Here is a 24,864-nt window from a genome sequence, read left to right as displayed (position 1 = left end):
CGTTTTACGGAATATACTTAAAATAAAGCAAAGCATGCTTCAGGTTTCTTGCAATCAGGAACGGCAAAATCATAAAAGCCATCAGTGCCACATAATGCCCCCAGCAGTAGATTAATTCCCTGCCGTTTAGAGCCTGATCCACATAAATCAGAAAATAATGCCTCAACGGGAACAGGTTGGCAAGCGCTTGCAGCGTAGGATGCATTTCGGAAACGGGGAACGACAACCCTACAATAGAGAAAGTTATCATTCCGAATAAACTGGCAAAACTCAGTCCGAGCCGTAACGTTGGCAACACTCCGATCATAAACACTCCAACTGCTTGCGAAGCCAGTACAAGCAAAAATATATTTGCCACCATCGGCATCCAGCCGCTTTGAAGCGGAAATGCATTGAATCCGTAAAGAAGCGAACAAGCCAACAACCCCACTAACGTAAAAATCAAGGTGTGAGGCAACAACTTCCCGGCTAGTGAAACCAATACCGAGTTATTTCCTACACGCAACCATTCATGCGAAGTGGCAAACTTAATTTCGGAGCCGATACTGAAAACGGTGACCAAGAAAATCATCAGCTGCAATATCCCGGGGATCAATATATTATTAAGGTAAACCGAATAATTGAGCCACGGATTTCCTATGGAATGAGTGTCTACAACAATAGGTTGCAACTGCCCTTTAATCTGGGCTTCCGTAAGGCCTTTGGCCGTTCCGGTCTTCAAGCCCACCGAACCTCCAGCCAGCACCGAAATGGTTTTCATGTCCTTAAACAGCAACGATCCAGCAATCAGGTATGAACCGTTGGTATAGAAAGACAGGCGAGGTTGCTTTCCGGTAGTAGCATCTGCAGCAAACCTTTCCGGAATATAAAAAATCCCGTATACTTCTCCCTTCTGCATGGCAATCCGTGCATCGGTAAACGACATGGTCTGCATGGCTACTTCTGTTTGCTCGAAGGCATTAAGCTGACGAATCAGCGACCTGGAAGTAGAGGAGTTATCAAGATCCACTACAGCAATAGGTAAGTCTACCGGCAATCCCTCTTTCATCAACGACAAGAAAAACACCATGCAAAAAAGAGGGGCTACCAGCATACAGAATATATACAAAGGCTTGGCTACCAGGCGGCGCAGTTCACGTATGGCAACATTCTTAACACTTTGTATGCTTATCCTCAGTTGTGTCATGTTCATTTCTTTTTCATTATCACAGACATACCCGGACGCAAATCGGCAATCGGTGCATCGGGTTTAGCACGTACTTCGAATGTTTTAGAATCAAACTGGCCGTTGGTTTTCGTAGCTTTCCATGCAGCATACGATCCCATGTCCTTCATATAGGTGACTTTAAGTGTGACCTCCTTGTTGTTTAGTGCCGGAATAAACGCTTTGATTGAAGTTCCCATTTTAATATCCTTCAGCAGATCTTCGCGGATGCTGAATGTAACCCACATATCCGTAAGATCGGCTATATTAAGAATCGGAGCACCGGTACCTACCAGCTCACCTACTTCGGGAAACTGCTCGGATATCTCTCCATCAATAGGCGAAACCAAAGCCGACTCACGCATATACGACTCAACCTCATCCACAGCTCCCTGAGCCCGTTCCACCAATGCTGCCGCAGCATCCTTATCTTCACGTTCGGCTCCGTTTTTAGCCATATCGTACTGAGATCGTGCGGCTTTCTCTGTGGCAACCATAGCCTTGTAATTAGCTTCGGCTTCATCACGCTTCTGAGCAGATATCACCCCTTTGGAAAAAAGATTCTGGATACGGTCGTACGACTTTTTAGCAATTTCCAATCCGGCCTGCGACTTCTGCCACATCTCGTAGGCTGCCGTAATCTGCTCCGTTCTCGCACCTTTTATAGCCTTTCTGTTTTGCGCCTGTGCAGCACTCATCGCTGCTTCGGCCTGTCTGAACTTGGCCTGCACTTCCGGAGTATCAAGGAAGACAAGGGTATCTCCCTTCATTACTTTTTCACCTTCATGGTAACGATAAGAGACTATTCGTCCCGGAACCTTTCCCGAAATCCTGATTTCGGTTGCTTCGGCCTGCCCCATAATCACCTCTTCGGGAGGAGTAAGCAAAAAGAATCCGGCCAATGCCACCAAACCAATCACGACTATCACCGTGATAAATGCCAACATCATGTTATTGATTGAAAATTTCTTATGCTCGTTCATCGCTCTATAGTTTTATCATTTATTATTTGTAGTTGAAGATAGCCGTCCAAGGGCCTTTGACAAATATACATCGGTAAGTTTAACCTCTATCTGTGCATCAATTAAATCAGACTGAGCCTCTACCCAGGCTGTCTGTGCCTCCATGAGATTAAGGGCAGGAATAACTCCTTCTTCGAAACCGATGGTAGCATGACGCAGATTTTCTTCGGCCTTTTCTTTATTGCGGGACGAGGCTGTTAATTTTTTACCGGCTTCGTTCACCTTGTAGACCGATTGATTTACCTGCAGCTCTATTTTTTCCTTTGCATCATCCAGCTCCAGTTGCTTAATGTGAGTCTCCGCCCGGGCAGCATTCCGTTTGTATGTGCCTTCCCACCATCCGGATATAGGAACCTGAACCGCTACACCTACATTAAACATACCACCAAAATCATTTTTGAAGCCATTAAACGAATTCGGATTGGTTACCAGGTAATTTGCCGTAAGCGCTACGCTGGGCAAATGTTCGGCCAAAGCAATCTTTTCTTTCTTTTTATAAATACGCACAGCATAATCCAGGCTCTTAAGCTCCTGGCGGTTTATAAAGGCCTCTTCCACACTAAAAGAACCTGATGAAGAGGCGCTTTCGGGCAGCGATTCAATATTTTCGTCGGCCAATGCAAGCGACTCTTCCAGTGGCAATCCACATAACTGTGCCAACGCCATACGCGAAAGAGCCAACCCATTATCTACTTTGGTCTGCGCCATCTCAGCCTGATTCAGCTTTACACGCACAGACATTCCATCTACCTGTGTAGCTACCCCCTCCTCTATCAAAGCCTGAACATCAGTATCCATTTTGCGGAGAAGGGAAACATACGAATCGGCCAACTTCTTCTTGTTAACCAGCGAAACCACCTGCCAGTATGCTTCGTCTGTTTTATAGATTACATCCTGCAGCTTCAGGTCGTTCATGGACTGGGCCAACTCCTTGGCATACTTTGTAATCTGGTTATAGGCGATTATCTTACCACCCATAAATACCGGTTGTACCAGCGAGACATTACCCAACCAAACATCCTGAATGTCAAGATGGGTAAACGCACCTACATCGATGGGCAACAATTTACCCAGACCGGCAACCGTCTTATCATCCAGCAAATTGATATCTTTCTGATTCCGCATGTAGGTACCCATTGCGGAAACCTGCGGAAAATACTTGGTCAGCGCCGCCTGTTTATCGTAACCTGCAACACGCACCTTCTCGCCGGCTATCTGTAATTCTTTGTTGTTTTGAATGGCCAGACTCCTGCACTCATCAAGCGTAAGTGTACGCTGACCGTACACGAAGGCAGAGGCCAATAATGCTAATGACAATACAAAGGCTCTTTTCATTTCATTCAAATTTTATTCTAATTGTTCAAATATACATATTCCGCCGCAAAATTACTTGATTGCGGGATAGAATAAATTGAAGTAATTCAATTTCGGATAAAATGGTGCAATAAAGAGAGTTATTGGAGGGTGTTAAACCTTGCCCGAATCGAAAAGACGTTTCTTGAGCTTGCAGTACCAGGCATTGCTGATACCCATAAAACGGGCGATATACTTATCTGGAACTCTGTTTACAATCCATATGTATTCATTGTAAAGGTATTCCATAAACCCTTCTGCCGTGTGGGATTGGCGGGCTGCATACATTGTATAGATCTTGGAAATAACCATCATCATCACCCGCTGATAGAAAGAGGCGAACAATGGATATCGGGACGATAACATTTCTATCTGGGTCCGCGAGATACAGATCAGCTCGGCATCTTCCATTGCCAGAATCTCGAAATCGGAAGGCGTTTGGGTAAAGTAGGAAATGGAAGAAAGAAAGGGATAGAAATTATCTACGGAAAATCCCATCACACTCTCGTTGCCCTGATCGTTGATAAACAGGTGCAGAAACAGGCCTTTATTTATAAAGTAACCCTCAGAGCAGACCTCACCCGCTCTGAGAAGGTAATCTCCTTTTTGTACCTTAAGCAATGTGGCGCTGTTCTTAAACTCGCTTACAAACTGTTCGTCGGCCAGCAGAGCTGCATCCAGATGCCCATACAGTTGTACGAAAGGATCGGTAGGATTCATCGTAACTACTCCTCCAGTACAAAGGTTTTCTTTCCGATATGATTGCCGTCGGCAAACACATCCACCCGGTAAGTACCCGGCGAAAGAAACTCCTCTATCTTCCAGTACACGGTTATCGGCAAATCTTCGCCTTCGTATTCAACCAGTTTCTTTATGGAGTAATTGATCTCTTTGTTTTCAAACACAAACACATCTGCACGGCTTTTCACCAATACATCGTCGTCCGGTTTCATTATACGGAGGTAAACTACCTTTTCGCCAACAGGAGCTGTTATATTTTTGGCCAGTTTAAAGTTAATAACAAACTGTTCCATCCGTTTAATCTTAGTCATCTTCTTTCCACGACTGTTGGTTGGGGTAACCGATATATCGGTAGCATCCAATCGTGAAGCCAATGTAACACGTTCTGCCAGTTTCTCTTTTTCTTCCTTTAGTTTGGTAGCCGAACTTGAAACCTGCTCGTATTTTTTAATTACCTGCTTGTTTTCTTCTTTCAGAATTTGATTGGCGGTATTCAATGAGTCAATCTGGATTACATAGTTGCGCATTACCTTACGTAATGTTTCCAATTCTTTTTTAAGCTGATTGATACGGCTGGCATTGGTAGCCTTAACGGTACGCAACTCTTCAAGCAGACGCTGAACCTTGCCCTGCTCTGTAGACAGCAGGGAAAGCAGGGAGTCGTTCCCTACACTGAACTTATACCCTTCGTACTGAAGAGACAGATCATTAAACTCGTCTTCGAGGGATTCCTTTTCAAGCACAAACGCTTGCGTCATCTCACTCATCTGTTGTTTTTGGTTATATATATAATATCCACCACCTGCTACAAGCAACAACAACACAACCACAGCCATTATAAGCAAAGTAAGCTTATTGATTCGTTTAATCTCTTTCTTTTCTGTATCCATAGTTCGTTATAAGAGTCACTAAAAAGATCATGCAAAGGTACACTTTAATCCATTGCAGAAAACTCTTTTGCCTTATATTTACACATTTTTAAGGACTTGTTAACAATTGCTTCCAACCTTAGCTTTAATTTGTGGTAAAGGAGTTTTTATGGTATCATTTTTTATTGCTAACTTTGCGCCACTCAATTAAACACTTATTGCATGCACGAGAAAATTATTATTCTTGATTTTGGCTCGCAAACAACTCAGCTGATCGGACGCAGACTCAGAGAGTTAAATATGTATTGTGAGATTGTTCCCTACAACCATTTCCCGGAAGATGCATCGGACGTGAAAGGGGTGATTCTTTCAGGTAGCCCTTACTCGGTAAATGACGAAACAGCGTTTAAGGCCGATTTATCTGGAATCAGAGGGAAATACCCGGTACTTGGCATTTGCTATGGCGCACAATTCTTAGCATATACATCGGGCGGAAAAGTAGAATCGGGCGACTCTCGTGAATACGGTCGGGCTAATCTTGGTTCTATTAACGGCAACGACCCATTATTAAAGGGTATTGAAGCAGGTTCGCAGGTTTGGATGTCGCACGGAGATACCATTACGGTTCTTCCCTCTTCATTCAAAATTGTAGCCAGCACAAACGACGTTCCGGCTGCAGCATATCACATTGAAGGCGAGCAGACCTGGGGTGTACAGTTCCATCCGGAAGTATTCCATACTACAGACGGTACTAAGATTCTGGACAACTTCCTTTCTATCTGCGGATGTGCAAAAGACTGGACTCCGGCTTCTTTCATCGAGTCTACTGTGGCCGATTTGAAAAAACAATTGGGAGACGACAAAGTGATTCTGGCATTGTCGGGCGGTGTGGATTCTTCTGTAACGGCTGTTCTGCTTAACAAGGCGATCGGAAAAAACCTTACCTGTATATTCGTTGACCACGGTTTGCTCCGTAAAAATGAATTTGAAAAGGTGATGGACGATTACGAACACCTGGGACTTAATGTTATCGGTGTTAATGCGAAAGAAAAATTCTACCGCGAACTGCATGGCGTAACCGATCCTGAACAAAAACGTAAGATTATTGGTAAAGGCTTTATCGACGTATTCGACGAAGAGGCCAAGAAGCTTAAAGATATCAAGTGGCTGGGACAAGGAACTATTTATCCGGACGTGATCGAATCTCTTTCAATCACCGGAACGGTAATTAAGAGTCACCATAACGTAGGTGGTCTGCCCGATACCATGAAACTTAAATTGGTTGAACCATTGCGACTGTTGTTTAAAGACGAAGTTCGTCGTGTGGGCAACGAGCTGGGTATGATGCCAAACCTAATTAAACGTCATCCATTCCCGGGACCGGGACTTGGAATCCGTGTATTGGGCGAAATCACTCCAGAGAAGATCGAAATCCTTCAGAATGCCGATGATATCTATATTTCATTGATGCGCGAATGGGGATTGTACGATAAGATCTGGCAGGCTGGCTCTATCTTGCTGCCGGTTCGTTCGGTAGGTGTAATGGGCGACGAGCGTACATACGATTATACAATCGCTTTACGTGCTGTAACTTCCACCGATGCCATGACGGCCGACTGGGCTCAGCTTCCTTACGATTTCCTTGCTAAAGTTTCGAACGAAATCATAAACAAGGTAAAAGGTGTAAACCGCGTTGTTTACGACATCAGCTCTAAACCTCCCGCAACAATCGAGTGGGAATAATACAAATGGCGCTGTAAGCAAACCAGACATACTTAAAATAGATAGAGAGGCTGAACACTTAAAAAAAGGTTCAGCCTCTCATTTTATTTCTGATTTTCGCAAAACTAAGTGTCATTTATCATTTTTATCACCCAACCACCTGAATGGCAGAGATATAACCAATGACAGATGGCGTTTTTACATCTGTCAGCATGTGTCATCTATCACATCCCCCAATCATGGAGCTGAAGCCGATTTCGTAACACAATACCACTTCTCAAGCCCCACTAGTGAGCAACTATAGATTTCTCCCTATCAATTAGTTCCTCCTCTTAAGACTTTTATTTTCTTCTCTTAGGAGAACTATTCATTCAACAATTGTGTACTTTGCGTTTGTCAGCTGTTGAACGCAAAGTACACAGCTGTTGAACTTGCATTCAACAGCTGTCAAACGAATAAGTATTCGTTAGCAAATAATTAGTTCATCGCAGGCTAACTATTACTTCCCTTAAGGAATTTAGATAAAGCACTGCTTAGCAATGAACGCTGTATAATTTATTTGATCTTATATACAGCAAGAACTTCAGAATCCTTCTTAAGTTCGAGCGTTGTACCAGTAACCTTATAGTTGTTGGCCAGTCCAAATACATTAAGCACGGCATCTTCCAGGTTCATAGCGTCCGGACAAAGCATCATGGTTGTTGCTACTTTATCGAATTTCAGCTTATTACCTTCAACAACGACCGAACCCATAATTCGGTTACAACCGGCAGAGCCACTCACCCTTCCCTGCAATATCGAAAGCGTGGGCTGCTGGTCTTCAGCCGGAGTAAGTTTGGTTGAACCATCTTTAGATTGTACGGAAACCAAACTCCATTCGCGACCTTCAATTGCAGTATTGTTCTTCATTTTGGATGTTGAACATCCGGGTGCTAAAATTAGCAACCCCAAACTCAGGGTAATAACAGATAAATTTACTTTCATTTTATTGCGTTTAATTTAACATACACCCATTAGGATGCATTATCCGCTAAAAACGTTGCATCAATAAGCAAAATCATACCCATTTCCATTTTGTTCGCCAACGAAAATAATGTTTCAAAAACATAAACAATTGTACAGAGAGCCTATGCATTTTTTGCTTTTTAGAGAAGAATTACCGAAGAACTTTATGTTTAATATATGGTTTTCATACATTTGTAAAACAATTCATATAGAGGGTGGTGATTTGTATGGATACTTAAACAATCTAAATAAGTAAACTAAAATGTTTTTTTACGATTTTCTTTTTTATGCGGCTTATAAACAAGGTATAAAAAGTCGGAATTATGCTGATATACCAATCTTAGGTGGAGTTTTTCCTGTCGCATTTTGTCTTGCCTCGAATCTGGTATCTCTTTGTATAATTGTTATCAAGCTATTTCATATTGAAAATTATCATTTGGGAACGTTCTCTAAGATAATATTTAGCTTTTCATTTGTTGGATTATTGTATTTTTATTATCGATATAATGAAAGATATAGCAGAATTATAGAGAAATACAATAAGAAGAGAGAGTTTTCCCGATTTTATAATATGCCATACGCACTTGTCCTATTTATGTATATTGCTATTGCAGCTTTAACCCTTGCAGCAGTTGCTTATCTATTCGTATATAAAAACATACGTTGAATGTATAACGAAAATTGAAAAGAACGCATAACTATTAAATATAATAATAAAGAGGGATATTTCCATTACATGAAACATCCCTCTTTTATTATCATTCTCATCAAAATATTGGTGTGCTAACCCAATAAAGGCGCTTGAATCTATTCAAAGACCATTCTTTCTGTTGGAGTCAATATTTTTGTAACAGCTGAAGCATTTTCTCATCCAACTGATGACCGTACCAGTCTTTGTATTTCACATCCTTTCGCTTAGAGTCGAGGATACCAAAATCGCCACGGAAATTCCATAATGCGTAACCAATCTGATGCTCTGTAAAGATACTTAGCTGATCTTCAAACCAACGAAGAAATACGTCGTGGGGTGTTTCGCGATAACAACCGCACTCGCCGCAATGAACTCCAACTCCGCTTTTTGCCAGATCGAGCCAGGGTTTGTAAAAAGCCTGCAACACCTCCCTGTTAAATGTTTCGCCGTTAATTACTCCGGGCCATTCAACCGCAGGCGAATCGTCCGGATTTTTCCAAACCCACGAAGCCCGGTAATGAGATATATAATGAGGATAGTAACCACGGCAACTTTGTGCCAAAGGTAGATCTGTCAGCTCCGGAACAACAAACGAGCCGCCTCCATTCCCGTCGGCAACAACTAGCCTGCTTTGGTTCTGCTCTTTAATTACACGCAGGCAACCTTCGGCAACTTGTCTGTAAATAGCTCCGTCTACCGGAGGCTTCTGGGTGTGCTGGTCGTTCATGTCCACCGGAGCACAGGGTTCGTTCAATAAATCAAAACTAAGTAGTTTGGACGAAATACCTTTATACCGCTTGGCCCACATTTCCCAATGGGCATACAGAGCTTTCTGCGCTTCTTTATCACGCCACAAATTATAGGGCTCATGAAAACCCGCATTGATGCAAAAACCGGGAGCGCGGTGGAGATTCAGACTTACATGTAAGCCGTGCTGGTTTGCTTTTGTTATCAGATGATCTACTCTTTCGATGGCAGATTCATCAAACAGAAGAACCTCCTCTTTTGTAATTCGTTTGTTAGGATCGCCTTTAGGATCAAACTGCAGATATGAGGGGTATGCCATCGGAATACGAACAAAATCAAAACCCCAGTCGGCCATCCATTTAAAATCATTTTCGGTAGTCAGAGATGCGTTCCTATCATTAGGTCCCCGTTTCACCGGCGAAAAGAAATCAAGCAAATTAAAACCTCTCCACCTGGGGAGTTTATTAACCTCCGAAAAAGTATTCATCACATCAGCAAATGCAAAATCAGGCTTAAGCGCTCCCACAACAGAGGCCGTACCTGCCATCTTTAAGAAATCTCTACGTGTTATCATACTAGCAATATAAAGTTAACCGGAAGTTACAAATCTAACCTATTTTAAATGGTTCTCCAAATAAAGTGGCTAATTATTATACTCTTAGCAATTTGTCCGGAGTCATTAATTTAAGTAAAAACTATATCTGACCTCCCTGATGTTACCGATGTAAAAACACCCTTCTGTATTTTTGGAGGAGGTAATTCAATCCAAATGATCAGCGGAATTGTTATACATAATATATAAGAGAATATGCACCCAATTAATTAACAATTCATGCACGGTATTATGAAAACTTTGAGCATAACGATTATTTTGTTGCTGGGTAGCTTGTACGTTTATCCGCAAAACACGCTTTCGAAAGCGATTGGAAAGAGTACGAATATGGAACAGACCTCCCGCCAAATGGGCCAAAAGGCGGATTTTGACGGACGGGACAACGATTGCGATGGAATGTTGGACAAAGAGAATGTTCCCAAAATCGTTTTCGAAGTTATCGAGTTGGAACCGGTAGTAATCGAATGGGCATTTGATAATCAAGAGCAGGAAAACCTCTTCAGAAATGACTTGAAGATAGTAACCGCCCGCGATCACGCCAGCGGCATGGCTACCGGAAAACGACAACATAAGCCCATTACAATTACCAAAGAGTTTTCAAGCCAAACCATGCAAACCTACGGTATAATTGTTGAAAATGAAAACGGAGAAAAGGTGATAGCCCTCATTCCTGAAAATCTTTGGCTAAACATTGAAGCGGAAAGTATAAATACAAACAACTCCATGCCCAACCGTATCTCGATGAACGTAACGGTTCCCAAACAAACCCAGGGAGCCACCTTTGGTGAAAAGGTAAACCAAGGGCTTCAGAAAAAAGAGATGAATACGGACAGCAAAGAACTTTTTCCCGTTTCGCTTACAAGACAAATGGTAAAAGTAGCCCCCCAGACCTATAAAGTAGAAGGAACGATTCAAATTGAGGGAAAAACATATTCGATCAGCTCGGTGCTTAAAACAAAACACGACACCGTAAAGAACTCCATTAACAATGTCCGGTAATGGAGATTACGCTCTTATCCGGCCTGTCAACGCAAGCGTTTATTGATTTAGTACATGCAAGGTATGACAGGCTACAAGAGCGGCAGTCTCCGTTCTGAGTCGGCTCTCTCCTAAAGATATTGGTTCAAAGCCGTTATGCAGTGCCAATGTAACCTCTTCCGGACTGAAATCGCCTTCGGGTCCGATCAGGACCAGGGCAGATTCTCCCGGATTATAGATCTGTTTTATCAATGGCTTTTCGCCCTCATTACAATGAGCAATAAATTTGCGTCCGTCGAATGGTTGAGAAACAAACGTCTTAAAGTCGGTCATTCCGGTTAATACTGGTAATGTTGCTTTTTGCGATTGCTTCATAGCACTAACCAGTATCTTCTCGATACGGGCCGGCTTTACCTCCTTACGTTCCGAATAGCGGCAATTTAAACAGGTTATGGCATCAATACCTATCTCGGTTGCTTTTTCTGCAAACCATTCCAGCCTATCCATATTTTTGGTTGGGGCAACGGCTATATGCAATGTAAAGTCCCATAGTTTGCCTGGCGACCATTGTTCAAGTATATCAACACGACAATGCTTAGCGTTGGCAACAGCAATGGCAGCTTTATAAAATGTTCCTTTACCGTCTGTAAGTAGTATTTCGGCTCCTTCGTTTAGCCGGAGTACTCGAATGGCATGCTGCCCTTCTTCATCCGGCAACTCTGTATTTACAGCTATGTCCGGCGTATAAAATATTTGCATAAATCTCTTTTATCCTAAAATCATTCCTACCATAGTTGCCGACATTATGGAAACCAAAGCTCCGCCGATCATGGTTGGAATTCCTAGTTTGCTTATCAAATTTTGTTTATTGGGAGTAAGAACTCCAAGTCCTCCTAAAAGTATACCGATGGATGATATATTAGCAAATCCGCAAAGGATGTAGGTCGACATGATTATGGACTTTTCATATACAAATAACCCGGCATCTTTCCATTGCTGCAACTGAAAATAGGCAACAAATTCATTCAGAATTGTTTTCTGCCCCAATAAGGAACCTACCAGCATCATATCATCAAAAGGCACACCTATCAACCACATAAATGGAGAGAGGATTATTCCTAAGATAAATTGAAATGTGAAACCCTGCTGCTTGCCATCGGTAACGGATACCACCCAATCATTTAGTCCGGTGTATTTCCCTATAAGTCCTTCTGATACATAATTCAGAAGTGCAACCATAGAAATAAACACCAACAGCATCGCCGCAATGTTTACTACCAATTTTATTCCAACCGAAGTACCCGAGGCCAATGCTTCCAATATATTGTGATGTTGATTCTCTAAAGAAACCTTCACCTCCTGTTCGGTAACCGGCTCGGTTTGCGGACATAACATCTTGGCAATTACAATAGAGCCGGGGGCAGCCATCACCGAAGCCGACAATAAATGTTTGGCAAAAAGCAAACGAGCAGCCGGATCTCCTCCAGAAAGCATCCCGATATAGGTTGCCATCACCGAACCGGCTATCGTACCCATCCCTGCAACCATTACCAGAAATATTTCGGAACGATTCATTGAGGGCAGATAATTCTTGATCAATACAGGCGACTCGGTCATTCCCATAAAAATATTACCCGAAACAACCAGCCCTTCGGCACCGGATACATTCATAAATTTTCTGAGTACCCAGGAGAATGCACCAACTACACGCTGGATAATTCCCCAATGATAAAATAAAGAAACGATGGCTGTAAAGAAAATGATAACCGGCATCGAATGTATAAGGAAGATAAATCCATTGCTTTTTGTCGCATACGGGCCTAAAAGAAAACCAACACCGGCTTGCGTAAAGTCCATCAACTTGATAAATGCTTTGCCAAGGAGCTCGAAGAGTGTACCTACAAAAGGTACATAAAGAACGGATAATGCCAGGACAAACTGAATCAGGAGTCCGCTTCCCACCAGTTTCCAGTCAATTTTTTTACGGTTTGAGCTCATTAAATATGAAACTGCAAGCACTGTTATAATGCCTACTACACCTCGCAGGAGCGATTCAATTCCAAATCCGCCGGTTGATGCGACCATACATGTTTTGTTTATTCGGTTTCTTCCTTATCCTTTTTACGGCGACGTATCTCATCCTGATACATTTTGGCATGCTCGTAATTTTCATCCTGCACTGCCTCTTCAAGACGTTTGTTTAATTCTTCGTCATCAATTAATCCCAACCATCTTTTCAGGGCTTCATCATCCTTTATCTCATCCGGATCCATAGCCATCAGGTCATCGTCGTCGTCTTCAAAATCTTCATCAGCATTATCTTCTACATCTTCATCCAGTACAACTCCGGCTTCAATCATGATCGATTCAGATACATAAATATCACATTTAGCTCGTAAAGCGATGGCTATTGCATCCGATGTACGAGAATCTACCGGAATCTCTCGTTTACCGTCTGTAAACAGTAACTCTGAATAGAAAATGCCTTCTTCAAATTTATATATATAAACTTCTTTCAGTTTTATATCAAAAGCAGTAGCAAAACTTACAAATAAATCGTGCGTTAATGGACGGGGGGGAGTAATATACTCGAGAGCAATAGCAATCGATTGGGCTTCGGGAGTTCCTACAATCACAGGAATACGGCGATTGCCATCTTCTTCTGCTAGTATTAATGCATAAGCTCCTGATTGAACCTGACTGTTAGTTAATCCCTGAACACGTAATTTGATTTTTTTTTCCACAACTTTATCGTTTAAATTCTAAAATGTATCTACAAAAGTAATATTATTTTGCGATATCCTTTAAACGTTCGATTAAAAAGGAGAAAAAGATGGTGGATTCTGTATAAATCTGTATAAAAAAAGAAAAGGTTGTCATCCCGACAACCAATCTTCATTGCTAACCTTAAATCTAATACCATGAAAAACACAGTGCAAAGATAAGGTATTTATGTTGTACAACATACATTTGCAGCTCAAATTCGCTATATTTAACTTTATTTCACCATTAAAGGCCTAAATAATGCTTCAAAGGGCGCAGGTAGACAATCTTATCCTTTGCCCGGCTACGCTCGGCAGCAAAAGCAATAAGGTGACTTTCCAGCGAATCTTCCAGTGGTGTAGACATCAATGAAGAATCTTGTTTACGTACAGCCTCAATCCAATCCCTGATCATACCGGTATCTCCTCCCCCATGTCCTACACCTTCGTAATTGAGGGCATCCATCGCGTGGGCATCATAGGTTACAGATTTACCGGAAGCAAAATCAGTGTGTACAAATTGTTCCATATCTCCCACTATGTCTCCACGAGTTCCCATAATCCGGGTACGTCTGCCACTGTAGGATGTGAAAGCCTCTATGGAGAAATTAACCGTCACTCCACCATCAAATTCCAGAAGCATTGTGTAATGATCGGGCTGATTATTATTGCAATGATATACACACTTTCCGTAGTTACCATTTTTAAGATTTTCGAGAATAACGTCTCCCTGCTTATCCGGATCCACGGGCAGATCAAAAACATAAAGCCAGGTACGGTCGCGGTAATATATTTTTAATGCAGAAAACGGGCAGTCTGCTTCAACCGGACAACCGTCTGTGCAACGTTGTGGAGCTCCTTGAGGTGCATTAGCAGCCTTGAAGTGTGCTAAATCGCCGAAAGCAACTACTTTCTTACATGGTTTACCTACAATCCAATGTAATATATCCAGATCATGACTTGATTTAGCCAATACCAATGGGGTACTGGCCTTGGAATCTCTCCAGCTTCCCCGTACATACGAATGGCTCATGTGCACATGATCAACCGGCTCGAAGTGCTGAATACTTACCAAATCACCAATTTTTTTGCTGTCAACCATCTCCTTAAGCATCAAAAAGTAAGGAGAATAGCGTAACACATGGGTAAGTCCCACTATTTTACCGGTCTGGCGGGCATAATCCACCAGCTTTCGGCATTCTTCTTCGGTTTGTGCGATTGGTTTTTCTAATAAGATATCGTATCCCAGCTCCAACGCTTTCATACAAGGTGCGTAATGCAGGTGATCCGGAGTGGCAATAATCACTGCATCTGCAAATTTGGGTCTAGCAAGCATTTCCTCCCAGGTTGCCAACCGGTTCTCTACTGGAACATGGTACTTATCTCCATACATTTCCCTTCGTAAAGGCACAGGTTCCGCAATTCCTACAATCAATAAATCTTCGGGGTGTTCCAGCGAATAATCTCCATAAAGTTTTCCTCTTCCACTTGCTCCCAATACAACTGCTGTTACAGCATTAAGTTTTTTCACATCGGTATTCATTATAAATCTCTTTATATTAATAGATTAAATATTGGCATTTCACAAAGATAGTTATTTCTTATTCACAGACAATATTCACTTAACTAAAAAAGGGAGCGAAATACTCCCTTATATAAAAACTGTGACTTCATCTTTCATGTTATTGCTGATACATATAAACCTATATAAATCGAGTAGGAGGAAAACAAAAGTAGTTTTCTTCCTACTTTTGTTTTCCGACCTCTCCCACCACCGTACATGCCGTTCGGCATACGGCGGTTCTTTAATTACGATGCAGACGGCGATATAATCTCATTATTTGTGGATAACCTGCTCGGTCAAGACTCTCATCTGTAATTGCCCGATGCAGCACCCAGCTGTTGGCTATGTGCCAGTATCCTTTACGGGTATTAGCCCATTGCCAAGCCTGATGTTTGTTTATACCACATTTCTGGAGATTATGTGATTTGGTGCTGATTTTCTTCCAACTCTTCCATATATACGTCCTTAGCCTGCGACGATACCAACCATCCGTCTTTTGGATAAATTGGTTCATGTCTGCTAAACGGTAGTAAGTTAGCCAGCCTCGTATGTATTGTGACAATCGTTGCTTTAGCCATGCATATCCTTTTCCATTGTTTCGTTTGGTTATTTGTTTGAGCGTGCGTTTGAACTTTTCTTGACTTGTACGGTGGGTGCGTAGACCGCACTTGCCTTTGGACCTTCAGTAGAATGAGTAGCCAAGGTATTTCATGCCTCGAACATCTCCAATGATGGTCTTTTCCATATTCACTTTAAGGAAGAGTTTCTTCTCTAAATAGGTGGATATACTGTCTCGTACTCGTTCTGTGGCTCGCTTGCTTTTAACCAAAATCAGACAATCGTCTGCGTAGCGTACAAATGGATGACCTCGGCGAGACAACTCTTTATCAAGCTCATTCAGCAAGATATTGCTTAGAATCGGGCTTAACGGACCCCCTTGAGGAACTCCCTCCTCGGTTGATTCATACTTATGAGCAACCATTACGCCGGCTTTGAGATAGTGATGGATAAGTGAAATTACCCGTCCATCTTTGATTGTCCGTGACAACACCTCTATCAGCTTGCTATGGTTTACTGTATCGAAGAATCGTTCCAAGTCAAGGTTTATGCAGTAATGATACCCATTGTCTGCATATTCCTGCACCCGCTTCAGCGCATCGTGGGCGCTGCGGTTTGGGCGGAAGCCAAAACTGTTGTCATTGAACTCTCGTTCGTATATCGGTATCAACACTTGGCTTATAGCCTGTTGGATGAACCGGTCAACAACCGTAGGGATACCGAGTTGACGTGCCTTGCCGTTGTCCTTGGGGATATCGACACGACGGACCGGATTGGGCCGGTACTTACCCTTTAGTAGCTGCTCTATCAATTCGTCTTTGTGGAGGTTTAGGTATGGCAACAGTTCGCTCGTTCCCATCTTATCGACACCTCCGGATCCGTCATTCCCTATTACTTGCCGATAAGATCGATTTAAGTTTTCGGGACTCAGGATAAGTTCCAACAAATTGGTTGTGCCTATCTGCACTTCCACTAGGTTTTCACCTATTATCCTCATAAAAGTCTGCGCTCCATCATACCCTTCGGATTCCGTCCTATTCATCTGATGGCAGCCAACAGATTCTGTTGTTTGCTGCATTGTTTCTTCCATTTGGTAATAATGTAATAATTCCAGTTTAATTAAAGTTCAGTCCTTCACCAGGTTGTCGATGTTTTTTTTTCCTTGCCCGGCTACTATGACCTCTGCTGACTTCTCACGGTTCGTTGTTACTGCTCGGATGACCTCGCCCGTGAGATCTCCCCAGTTATGGACGTATTCTTTCAATCTTATACCTGCTTGATTTACTCCAAGTGTTCCGAACAGCTATAGGACTTTGTTTTGTATTGCAAACTAATCCACACTCGTGAGCCTTGGTATCAAGTTTCTGTTCGTCAGGCCAGATCTTTGCCGAAGACTTCCTTCAGATTACACCTCGCGATGAACACCCTTGTCGTTGGCTGGACGCTTCCCGCTGTTAGGGCGCGTTGGGGACTTACACCCGTTAGAATACGTTCGTGCTGGGCGAACAATAAAAAAGGGCATCCGTAGATGCCCTTTTCGCAATAAAAGAATTCTATTATTTCCAAGGTTCCGGCTGAACCAGATAAGGTTTACCACTTTCGTCGTTACCCATGGTTTGAATCTGACCATCTGGTACTGGGAACATTGTTCTTGCAGCTTGCAGATAAGATGCGGCAGCAAATTTTGGAATATATTGTTTTTCAAAATCAACATATGCCTTCAACTCAGTAGCCATAACACTACCACCCCATCTCTGTAAGTCGAACCAACGTTGTCCTTCCATAGCCAATTCCAACTTACGTTCCATACGTACAGCTTTGATACAGGTAGCTTTATCTGTAAAGGCAGCATGGTTTTGCGGATAAGTCGAAATCTTGTAATTGGCAGCAGGTTGACCAGCGGCATTTTTAATGACGTTAACCGGAAGAGCTGCACGTGTACGAATCTGGTTTACAAGATCCATTGCACCCTTTAAATCGCCATCATTAGCCAAACACTCAGCATACATCAAGATGCAGTCGCGCAAGCTTAGGTATTGTAAATTCATGGTTGATCCGGGAGCCCAACCATCGTGGTTTGCCACTTGACCAGCATCTTTTTCAGCCAAACTATATACATGCTTTTTAGGCAAGAAAATACCTCCGTTTACAGGGTTACGTACCCAGTCATTCTTAGGTAATCCCCAATCTTTGTATGGTATTCCGTAACGACCGATTGCGAAATCCAAGCGTGGATCTACAGGGTCATTACTGTTCAACGAAATAGGTGCTCCATCTGTCGTACTCGGATTAACATAAGAAACAGAGGTTCCGTTACGATACGAATTATCAAGCAATGGAAGACCATTAGCGTCTACTTTAAATGAATTGGCCAATTCGTAAGAAGGTTGATAAAAACCGCAGCAACCACCTGGGCCTGAATTATGTGGATAACATAAAGACATACCTGAGTTACCATTATCTTCTGTGTCATTAGAGAACTGTACTGCAAATATGGATTCTTTTCCATTTTCGGTAAGTGCACTCCAGTTGTTATTCAAATTATCTTCCAAACCATATTTTAAGCCATTGGATGTTTTACCATTTTCAATTACGTCTTTCAAAATAGGTTTAGCAGCAGTCATATCACCTTTTTGCATTAAAATTTTTGCTTTCAATGCTTTTGCAGCCCATACATTGGCTCTACCAACTTCGGGTTGAGTAGCCGGTAATTTAGCGATTGCAGCATCAACATCGGCAAGAATGTTTGGATAAATATCCTTGTCGTTGTGAACCTTTGGATCGTTTTCTGCAAAAGTTTCATCAATGTAAGGAATAAACGGACCGAATATCTTTACAGATTCGAAATAGAACATAGCGCGTAAGAAATACAGTTCACCCATTCTGACTTCTTTCAACGCAGCATCCATGTCTGTTGTAGCAGCAATAATCTGCATTGCGATTGAAACTCGCTTTGAACCTTTGTACGTCCACACCCATTTTTCATTGAGATAACCATTGGTAGATGCCGTATTATACATCTCCATTTCGTTCAATACGGACTGGTCGCCCGGGTCGGAACCCTTATTAGCATCACCACCGTACATACCACCGAATGTCCAGTTAAAAGGAGTTGCTCCCCATCCATTTTCAGTTAAATTGGCATACGCATTCGCAACAACCAACTCCACACCTGTTGCATTTTGCAAAGCATTCTGGTCGATACTACCCTGTGGAGCCTTGTAAAGAAAATCTTCACCACAAGAGCCGAAGGTTAATAAAGTAGCAAAACCAAATATTGCTATAAGATTATGTTTCATAATTCTTTGATTTAAAATAATTAATTAGATTTAAACGTTCCTTAAAATGCGAAATTTACACCGAATAAGAAACGCATGGTTGACGGCCAACCTCCCATATCAACTCCTCTGCGAAGGTCGTTACCACTATCTGCGTTTAAGCTTGCATTGGTATATTCAGGATCCAGACCAGAATAACCTGTGATTGTCAGAATATTTTCTGCCTGCAAATACACTCTTAAATTAGATATTGTAGCTTTTTGCAACATGGCTTTTGGGAATGTGTAACCCAAAACAACATTTTTCAATCTTAAGAAAGAAGCATCCTCTACATAATATGAGTTGGAGTTTGTTCCGGAATAACTATCACCATAATCAAGAACAGGTAGTACAGCCTTACTATTGTCTGCTCCAGCCTTCCATGATTTATCGCGCATAGTTGTGGAACGGTTTCCTTCAAACAACCAGAAATCAGTAAAATATTTATTGTTATTAAATAAATCGTTACCAATAGTTGAATACCAGAACATCGTAAAGTCGAAATTCTTATACGTAACTGTTGCATTCAAACCAGCAATCAAATCAGGATGAGGTGAACCAATAAAGGTACGGTCGTCTGTAGTTACTTTACCGTCGTTGTTAACATCAGCAAATTTAAATTTACCAATCCATGCATTCGGCTTAATGGAAGCTCTGTCTGCAACACCCAGAGGTACAGGAGAAGCTGCTAAATCAGCTTCGCTTTCATAGAAACCTACCACTTTATATCCGTAGAATTCTGAAATTGGATGACCTTTGGTTGTACGCGTTGCATTACCACTAATACGTACTCCTGCTCCCCAGAAAGAGGCATCGTCGGCCTCGGCCAAACGAACAACTTCGTTTTTATAATGAGATAGGTTCAAGCCTAAATCCCAACTCCAATCACCAGCATTATCTCTATAGTTAAAGGTTACATCAAATCCTTTATTTTTCATATCACCAAAGTTGATGTAAGGCTTTGCAGCTTCACCCGCCAAAGCAGAATAAGAGGCCTGTACCAACATATCTGATGTCTTTTTGGTGTACCATTCAACACCTGCAGTAAATTTACCATTCAGGAATGTAGCATCCAAACCTACGTTAAACATATCGGTTGACTCCCATTTGGTATCTTCGTTACCAAATCTGTTCAATTTATATCCTGTATAAGTTGTACCATTGGTACCTCCTAAGTCGTAACCGGTAGTTGTTGGTTCAGTAGAGAATTCGTAGGCAAAGTTCGTAGCACGAGGAACTTCAGCATTACCTGTCTGTCCATAACCAACACGAAGTTTCAAGTCGTCCAACCAATCTTGTGTGCTTTCCATGAAATCTTCTTCAGAAATACGCCATCCTAAAGATACAGATGGGAATGTTCCGTAACGATTTGATTTAGAGAAACGGGAAACACCGTCTCGGCGAACTATCACTGTTGCTAAATATTTATCCTGGTATGCGTAATCGGCACGACCAAACATTCCAAACAATGCAAACTCTCCATTATACCATGAATTGTTAACACGAGTCAAGTCATTAACACCCATTGATAACACCCAAGTGTCTGTATTATTTTCGTACAAATAACCGTAACGCTGACCACTTAAACCACGGCCTAATCCATCGCGGATAGCTTCTGTACCTAATAATACTTTCAAGGAATGATCTTCTCCAAATTTTGTATCAAAGGCCAATGTATTGGTCCATACCCAACGGAAGTTGAATGTTGATTGTTCAAACAGGTCGTTTGTTCCACGGGTTTCAGAGAATTCAAGATTCTTTTTGCTCATACGATATTGATAAGCACTTGTGTAGTCCATACCAAAGTTGGTTCTGAAAGTAAGACCTTTCATAAAGTCTATTTCTCCCCACAAGTTACCAAATATACGTGAATTGGTGTAATAATTGTCAACATTACGTTTCTGTTGAGCTACCACGTTCTGGAAGTTACCGGTACCTGCAATCTTAGATCCTGCAAAATTTCCAGCGATATCATATACAGGAACGTAAGGAGAGGCACGATATGTCCAAGAGTAAGGATTGTCCTCTGCTCCTGAACTTGTAAGTCCCTGATCTTTAGTCCATGCATAGGTCAGGTTTTCTCCAAAACGCAACCAGGGACGTACATTGAATGAAGAGTTGGCACGAACCTGATATCTTGTATAATAGGATTCGATTACAGTACCTCTCTGATCGAAGTAGTTGGCACTTAAGTTATACTGGCCTTTGTCTGTACCTCCTGATAAGCCAACTTGGTGGTTCTGCATTGGTGCTACACGGTCAACTTCGTCCCACCAATCTGTATTAGAGAATGGTACCATAGTATTGCCAGGATAGCTATAAGTATTAGGATCAATATTCTGACTACCTCCGGCACCTGCTTGTGTTAGATAATTCGGAATTACAGGCTTTGCTCCTGTTCCAAACTGAACGTGTGAAGGCAATTTATTAACGCCGTTGATGGCATAATTGTTTGCTTTAGCTTCCCATTCAAGGTTCAAGCGATCTGTTGAGTTTAATACATCGTATTTCTTTCCGGTTTTTTGGATTCCAAAGTAACCATCATAAGTTAGTTTAGGTTGACCAGACTGTGTTCCTTTTTTGGTTGTAATCAAAATTACACCATTGGCAGCCTGGGCACCATAAATAGCAGCTGCTGATGCGTCTTTCAACACCTGCATACTTTCAATATCATTCGGGTTTAAACTGCTCAGGTTCTGGTTACGAGTTGATACTCCGTCGATAACATATAGAGGTCCGTTATCGTTTACAGTGTTGATACCACGAATACGTACCATGGTGGAAGCACCGGGAGAACCGTTCTGTCCGATATAAACACCGGCAGCTTTTCCCTGAAGCTGTTGAGTAGCAGAAGATCCACTGGATGCTAGAAGGTCTTTAGTGTCCACTACAGCCACAGATCCGGTAATGTCTTTCTTGGCCTGCGTTCCGTAACCTACAACAACAACTTCGTCCAGATTTCTGGCATCTTCCTTCATTACAATATCCATTACCCTACCCGTAACAGGAACTGCCTGGGTAACATAACCGATATAAGAAAATTCAAGAATAGCGTTCGAGGGAACCTCGAGAGAATACTTACCATCAAGGTCTGTAATGGTACCATTGGTCGTCCCCTTCACCACAACGTTCACGCCTAAAAGAGTTTCTCCTTTAGCGTCTTTTACCGTACCGGTAACTGTTCTAGCTTGTTGGTTTACTGACACTTCAGTGTTGGCGGCATACAAAGGAGGTGTATTACCCGCACCCACTAGCAAAAAGCAGAGCGCCAAACCAAGCCCGCTTTTAACAAAAGCTAACTGTTTGTTCATCATAACTAAAAAATAGGTTAACATTAATTAATAGGCTCACTCTTGAGCACTTCGCAAATGTATATAATTAAAATTAGTTCGCACAAAATTATTTTAATTATTTTTTTCATTCTAGCGCAGTTTTTTACATAAATCAAGGATAATTAGCAGTTTTTGCAAATATATGTTATAAAACAATTTTGTATAACATGTTTATTTAATCATATCAATGATTAATCAATGAAGGCAACGAAAAATGTAAAGAGAAAAATGGATTAGAATTTGGAAATCACAATAATAAAAAAAAGAGATTACTTTATGTAATCTCTTTTTATTCAAATAATTATCCTTGTCTGAAGTCCTTAAGTTCCTTTTGTAGCTCTTGTCTTGCAAAGAAAATCCGACTTTTTACAGTTCCAAGTGGAACTCCCAGTTTGTCGGCTATCTCGTTGTATTTATAACCACTTAGGAACATAGAGAAAGGCACCTTCAACTCATTATTCAAGCTATTGATTGCTTTCGTTATTTCCTGAATCTGATATGCACCATCCGGTGAATCAAAACCTGAATCATTAACTACATTCAAATTATAGAGGTCCACTCCCTGATCAACGACCGTTTGTGTTCGTACTATTTTATGATAGTTGTTAATAAATATATTTCGCATTACTGTCAGAACCCATCCTTTAAAGTTTATATTGTCAACAAACTTCTCCTGATTGTCCAACACCTTTAGTGTTGTATCCTGCATCAAATCCTGCGCGTCGTCCCTGTTCGCTGTGAGCATTAAAGCAAAATTCATCATGTTTTCCTGCATGCCCAATAATTTTTTCTGAAATTGCAATGCGTTCATACCACACGTATATAAAGTTAAACATCGGTTAATTAATCCTTTACCCCTCGTTAGGAGTTTTGACAAATATATGTATTATTTTTTAATTAAACAATTGTTTGAGAAAAATTAATAATAAAAATCACAACTTAAGAAATTAATGTAACTTTACAGCAGTTGTAACGAATTAATCAAACAATATCAATATGAAAACATTCCTTTCGCTTTTGCTGGCAGGATTGATTGCTCCGCTATTTCTTCTAAATGCGCAAAATAAAAACATTCCGCTTATCTACACTATTAATATAAATAAGGAAATAGATAATGCTGCAAGAATTTATTTAAGTAAAGGATTGACTGAAGCAAACCAGCTGAACGCTCGGGCTGTAATCATCCACATGAATACATACGGCGGACTTCTTGAAGCCGCCGATTCCATGCGGACCGCAATCCTATACAGCAAGGTTCCTGTGCATGTTTTTATTGATAACAATGCTGCTTCGGCAGGTGCTCTGATCTCAATTGCTTGTAAAAAGATATATATGCGAAAAGGGGCAAATATAGGTGCGGCTACAGTAGTTAATCAGACAGGTGAAGCTCTGCCGGACAAATATCAGTCTTATATGCGGTCGATGATCAGGTCGACAGCCGAAGCTCACGGAAAAGATACAATAGTACAAGGAAACGATACAATCTATAAGTGGAAAAGAGATCCTCGTATTGCCGAGGCGATGGTGGACGACCGAATAGCAATCCCTAATTTGATTGACAGCGGAAAGGTACTTACATTCACAGCTGATGAGGCAGTTACCTGGGGGTATTGTGATGGGATTGCCGAATCGGTAGACGAAGTCGTCACCTCTTATCTGGGATACAAGAACTACGAATTAAAAACGTATAAACCCTCTTTTGCTGATAAAATTAAAGGGTTTTTAATGAATCCTTTTATACAATCCTTATTGATAATGTGCATCATCGGTGGTATCTATTTCGAAATGCAATCACCGGGCATCGGTTTCCCATTGGCTGCAGCAGTTACCGGTGCTATTCTTTATTTTGCCCCTCTTTATATTGACGGTTTGGCTCAAAATTGGGAAATATTGGTCTTCGTAGCCGGACTGATATTAATTGCGGTGGAACTTTTTATTATTCCGGGGTTTGGAGTAACCGGTATTACCGGAATTGTATTTATTGTTGGGGGACTTACGCTCAGCTTGCTTAACAACACAGATTTCGACTTTAGAGGTATAAGTGGTACCGACTCGGGGAAGGCTGTGCTTACAGTTCTAATGGGGATTGGAGGCAGTTTTGTTTTAATGATTTGGCTTTCAAATAAGATAGGGGAAAAGGGATTATTGAAGAATGTAGCTCTTGCAACCGATCTGGAACAGTCACTGTCTACACCCGAATTAAATGCTTTTATTGGTAAAACAGGAAAGACCACAACCGTTCTGCGGCCTTCGGGGAAAATTGAAATTGATAATGCTCAATTTGATGCGGTTTCAGAATCGGGATTTATTGAGAAAGGGACAAATGTGAAGGTGATACGTTTTGAGAATAGCCAGCTGTATGTAGAGAAGCTTGAATCCTGATTCA

General features: G+C 41.6%; 18 protein-coding genes and 1 pseudogene. 4 read left to right on the top strand and 15 right to left on the bottom strand.

Annotated elements, in window-relative coordinates; translation table 11 throughout:
- Positions 1 to 4: 4 nt before the first annotated feature.
- The 5 genes from F5613_RS08475 to F5613_RS08455 form a co-directional block, all read right to left on the bottom strand.
- On the bottom strand, positions 5 to 1,186 hold the full coding sequence (locus F5613_RS08475) for an ABC transporter permease (RefSeq protein WP_179399412.1): 1,182 nt from the start codon (positions 1,184 to 1,186) through the stop codon (positions 5 to 7).
- Between the two features lie 2 nt (positions 1,187 to 1,188).
- Positions 1,189 to 2,187 (bottom strand): HlyD family secretion protein, encoded by a 999-nt coding sequence (locus F5613_RS08470; protein WP_068185630.1) that lies wholly within the window; start codon positions 2,185 to 2,187, stop codon positions 1,189 to 1,191.
- A gap of 15 nt (positions 2,188 to 2,202) precedes the next feature.
- Entirely contained in the window at positions 2,203 to 3,561 is a 1,359-nt protein-coding gene (locus tag F5613_RS08465; protein WP_179399411.1) for a TolC family protein, read from the bottom strand.
- A 132-nt stretch (positions 3,562 to 3,693) separates the two neighbouring features.
- A complete protein-coding gene (locus F5613_RS08460) occupies positions 3,694 to 4,299 on the bottom strand; it encodes a Crp/Fnr family transcriptional regulator (protein WP_068185643.1) in 606 nt (201 codons plus the stop codon).
- Between the two features lie 5 nt (positions 4,300 to 4,304).
- Positions 4,305 to 5,210, bottom strand: coding sequence for a hypothetical protein (locus tag F5613_RS08455; RefSeq protein ID WP_068185648.1), 906 nt, complete (start codon positions 5,208 to 5,210; stop codon positions 4,305 to 4,307).
- A gap of 201 nt (positions 5,211 to 5,411) precedes the next feature.
- Between F5613_RS08455 and guaA the strand changes: the two genes are divergently transcribed.
- Positions 5,412 to 6,932 carry a glutamine-hydrolyzing GMP synthase gene (gene guaA / locus F5613_RS08450; protein WP_179399410.1) on the top strand — a complete coding sequence of 507 codons (1,521 nt, stop codon included), beginning with the start codon at positions 5,412 to 5,414 and terminating at the stop codon, positions 6,930 to 6,932.
- A 534-nt stretch (positions 6,933 to 7,466) separates the two neighbouring features.
- On the opposite strand, the gene F5613_RS08445 is transcribed toward guaA, so the two are convergent.
- The gene (locus F5613_RS08445) at positions 7,467 to 7,895 is read right to left on the bottom strand and encodes an META domain-containing protein (protein WP_179399409.1); all 429 of its coding nucleotides are present in this window, start codon (positions 7,893 to 7,895) and stop codon (positions 7,467 to 7,469) included.
- 857 nt (positions 7,896 to 8,752) lie between these two features.
- Complete coding sequence (locus F5613_RS08440) at positions 8,753 to 9,928, bottom strand: glycoside hydrolase family 5 protein (RefSeq protein WP_179399408.1); 1,176 nt, start codon at positions 9,926 to 9,928, stop codon at positions 8,753 to 8,755.
- A 270-nt stretch (positions 9,929 to 10,198) separates the two neighbouring features.
- Between F5613_RS08440 and F5613_RS08435 the strand changes: the two genes are divergently transcribed.
- Positions 10,199 to 10,966, top strand: a complete 768-nt coding sequence (locus tag F5613_RS08435; RefSeq protein ID WP_179399407.1) for a hypothetical protein — start codon at positions 10,199 to 10,201, stop codon at positions 10,964 to 10,966.
- Between the two features lie 39 nt (positions 10,967 to 11,005).
- Here F5613_RS08435 and F5613_RS08430 read toward each other — a convergent pair whose 3' ends face one another.
- The 5 genes and pseudogenes from F5613_RS08430 to ltrA all read right to left on the bottom strand — a co-directional run bounded on the left by F5613_RS08430 (position 11,006) and on the right by ltrA (position 16,919).
- Entirely contained in the window at positions 11,006 to 11,704 is a 699-nt protein-coding gene (locus F5613_RS08430) for a 16S rRNA (uracil(1498)-N(3))-methyltransferase (protein ID WP_179399406.1), read from the bottom strand.
- 9 nt (positions 11,705 to 11,713) lie between these two features.
- Positions 11,714 to 13,030 (bottom strand): NupC/NupG family nucleoside CNT transporter, encoded by a 1,317-nt coding sequence (locus tag F5613_RS08425; protein WP_068185677.1) that lies wholly within the window; start codon positions 13,028 to 13,030, stop codon positions 11,714 to 11,716.
- Positions 13,031 to 13,041: 11 nt separating this feature from the next.
- Entirely contained in the window at positions 13,042 to 13,689 is a 648-nt protein-coding gene (locus F5613_RS08420) for a bifunctional nuclease family protein (protein WP_179399405.1), read from the bottom strand.
- A gap of 265 nt (positions 13,690 to 13,954) precedes the next feature.
- Complete coding sequence (locus tag F5613_RS08415; RefSeq protein ID WP_317171223.1) at positions 13,955 to 15,238, bottom strand: Gfo/Idh/MocA family protein; 1,284 nt, start codon at positions 15,236 to 15,238, stop codon at positions 13,955 to 13,957.
- A 274-nt stretch (positions 15,239 to 15,512) separates the two neighbouring features.
- Positions 15,513 to 16,919: pseudogene (gene ltrA, locus F5613_RS08410) on the bottom strand (group II intron reverse transcriptase/maturase).
- 228 nt (positions 16,920 to 17,147) lie between these two features.
- Here ltrA and F5613_RS08405 point away from each other — a divergent pair.
- Entirely contained in the window at positions 17,148 to 17,357 is a 210-nt protein-coding gene (locus F5613_RS08405; protein ID WP_179399403.1) for a hypothetical protein, read from the top strand.
- 28 nt (positions 17,358 to 17,385) lie between these two features.
- On the opposite strand, the gene F5613_RS08400 is transcribed toward F5613_RS08405, so the two are convergent.
- From F5613_RS08400 to F5613_RS08390, 3 genes are all read right to left on the bottom strand, one after another.
- Positions 17,386 to 19,128, bottom strand: a complete 1,743-nt coding sequence (locus F5613_RS08400; RefSeq protein ID WP_179399402.1) for a RagB/SusD family nutrient uptake outer membrane protein — start codon at positions 19,126 to 19,128, stop codon at positions 17,386 to 17,388.
- Positions 19,129 to 19,169: 41 nt separating this feature from the next.
- Complete coding sequence (locus tag F5613_RS08395; protein ID WP_179399401.1) at positions 19,170 to 22,460, bottom strand: SusC/RagA family TonB-linked outer membrane protein; 3,291 nt, start codon at positions 22,458 to 22,460, stop codon at positions 19,170 to 19,172.
- A gap of 319 nt (positions 22,461 to 22,779) precedes the next feature.
- Positions 22,780 to 23,289 (bottom strand): RNA polymerase sigma factor, encoded by a 510-nt coding sequence (locus tag F5613_RS08390; RefSeq protein WP_079682016.1) that lies wholly within the window; start codon positions 23,287 to 23,289, stop codon positions 22,780 to 22,782.
- Between the two features lie 185 nt (positions 23,290 to 23,474).
- On the opposite strand from F5613_RS08390, the gene F5613_RS08385 reads away from it, so the two are divergent.
- Positions 23,475 to 24,860 (top strand): NfeD family protein, encoded by a 1,386-nt coding sequence (locus tag F5613_RS08385; RefSeq protein ID WP_179399400.1) that lies wholly within the window; start codon positions 23,475 to 23,477, stop codon positions 24,858 to 24,860.
- Positions 24,861 to 24,864: the final 4 nt, after the last annotated feature.

Origin of the sequence: Macellibacteroides fermentans (assembly GCF_013409575.1) — a bacterium.
GTDB lineage: Bacteria > Bacteroidota > Bacteroidia > Bacteroidales > Tannerellaceae > Macellibacteroides > Macellibacteroides fermentans.
This window is presented reverse-complemented; position numbering and strand designations above follow the sequence as displayed.

Excerpts from the sequence above, each read along its gene's own strand:
- guaA (WP_179399410.1), top strand. The coding sequence starts at position 5,412 with ATGCACGAGAAAATTATTATTCTTGATTTTGGCTCGCAAACAACTCAG.
- F5613_RS08385 (WP_179399400.1), top strand. The coding sequence starts at position 23,475 with ATGAAAACATTCCTTTCGCTTTTGCTGGCAGGATTGATTGCTCCGCTA.
- F5613_RS08425 (WP_068185677.1), bottom strand. The coding sequence starts at position 13,030 with ATGGTCGCATCAACCGGCGGATTTGGAATTGAATCGCTCCTGCGAGGT.
- F5613_RS08390 (WP_079682016.1), bottom strand. The coding sequence starts at position 23,289 with ATGAACGCATTGCAATTTCAGAAAAAATTATTGGGCATGCAGGAAAAC.
- F5613_RS08430 (WP_179399406.1), bottom strand. The coding sequence starts at position 11,704 with ATGCAAATATTTTATACGCCGGACATAGCTGTAAATACAGAGTTGCCG.
- F5613_RS08455 (WP_068185648.1), bottom strand. The coding sequence starts at position 5,210 with ATGGATACAGAAAAGAAAGAGATTAAACGAATCAATAAGCTTACTTTG.
- F5613_RS08400 (WP_179399402.1), bottom strand. The coding sequence starts at position 19,128 with ATGAAACATAATCTTATAGCAATATTTGGTTTTGCTACTTTATTAACC.
- F5613_RS08445 (WP_179399409.1), bottom strand. The coding sequence starts at position 7,895 with ATGAAAGTAAATTTATCTGTTATTACCCTGAGTTTGGGGTTGCTAATT.
- F5613_RS08470 (WP_068185630.1), bottom strand. The coding sequence starts at position 2,187 with ATGAACGAGCATAAGAAATTTTCAATCAATAACATGATGTTGGCATTT.
- F5613_RS08395 (WP_179399401.1), bottom strand. The coding sequence starts at position 22,460 with ATGATGAACAAACAGTTAGCTTTTGTTAAAAGCGGGCTTGGTTTGGCG.
- F5613_RS08440 (WP_179399408.1), bottom strand. The coding sequence starts at position 9,928 with ATGATAACACGTAGAGATTTCTTAAAGATGGCAGGTACGGCCTCTGTT.
- F5613_RS08475 (WP_179399412.1), bottom strand. The coding sequence starts at position 1,186 with ATGACACAACTGAGGATAAGCATACAAAGTGTTAAGAATGTTGCCATA.
- F5613_RS08460 (WP_068185643.1), bottom strand. The coding sequence starts at position 4,299 with ATGAATCCTACCGATCCTTTCGTACAACTGTATGGGCATCTGGATGCA.
- F5613_RS08435 (WP_179399407.1), top strand. The coding sequence starts at position 10,199 with ATGAAAACTTTGAGCATAACGATTATTTTGTTGCTGGGTAGCTTGTAC.
- F5613_RS08465 (WP_179399411.1), bottom strand. The coding sequence starts at position 3,561 with ATGAAAAGAGCCTTTGTATTGTCATTAGCATTATTGGCCTCTGCCTTC.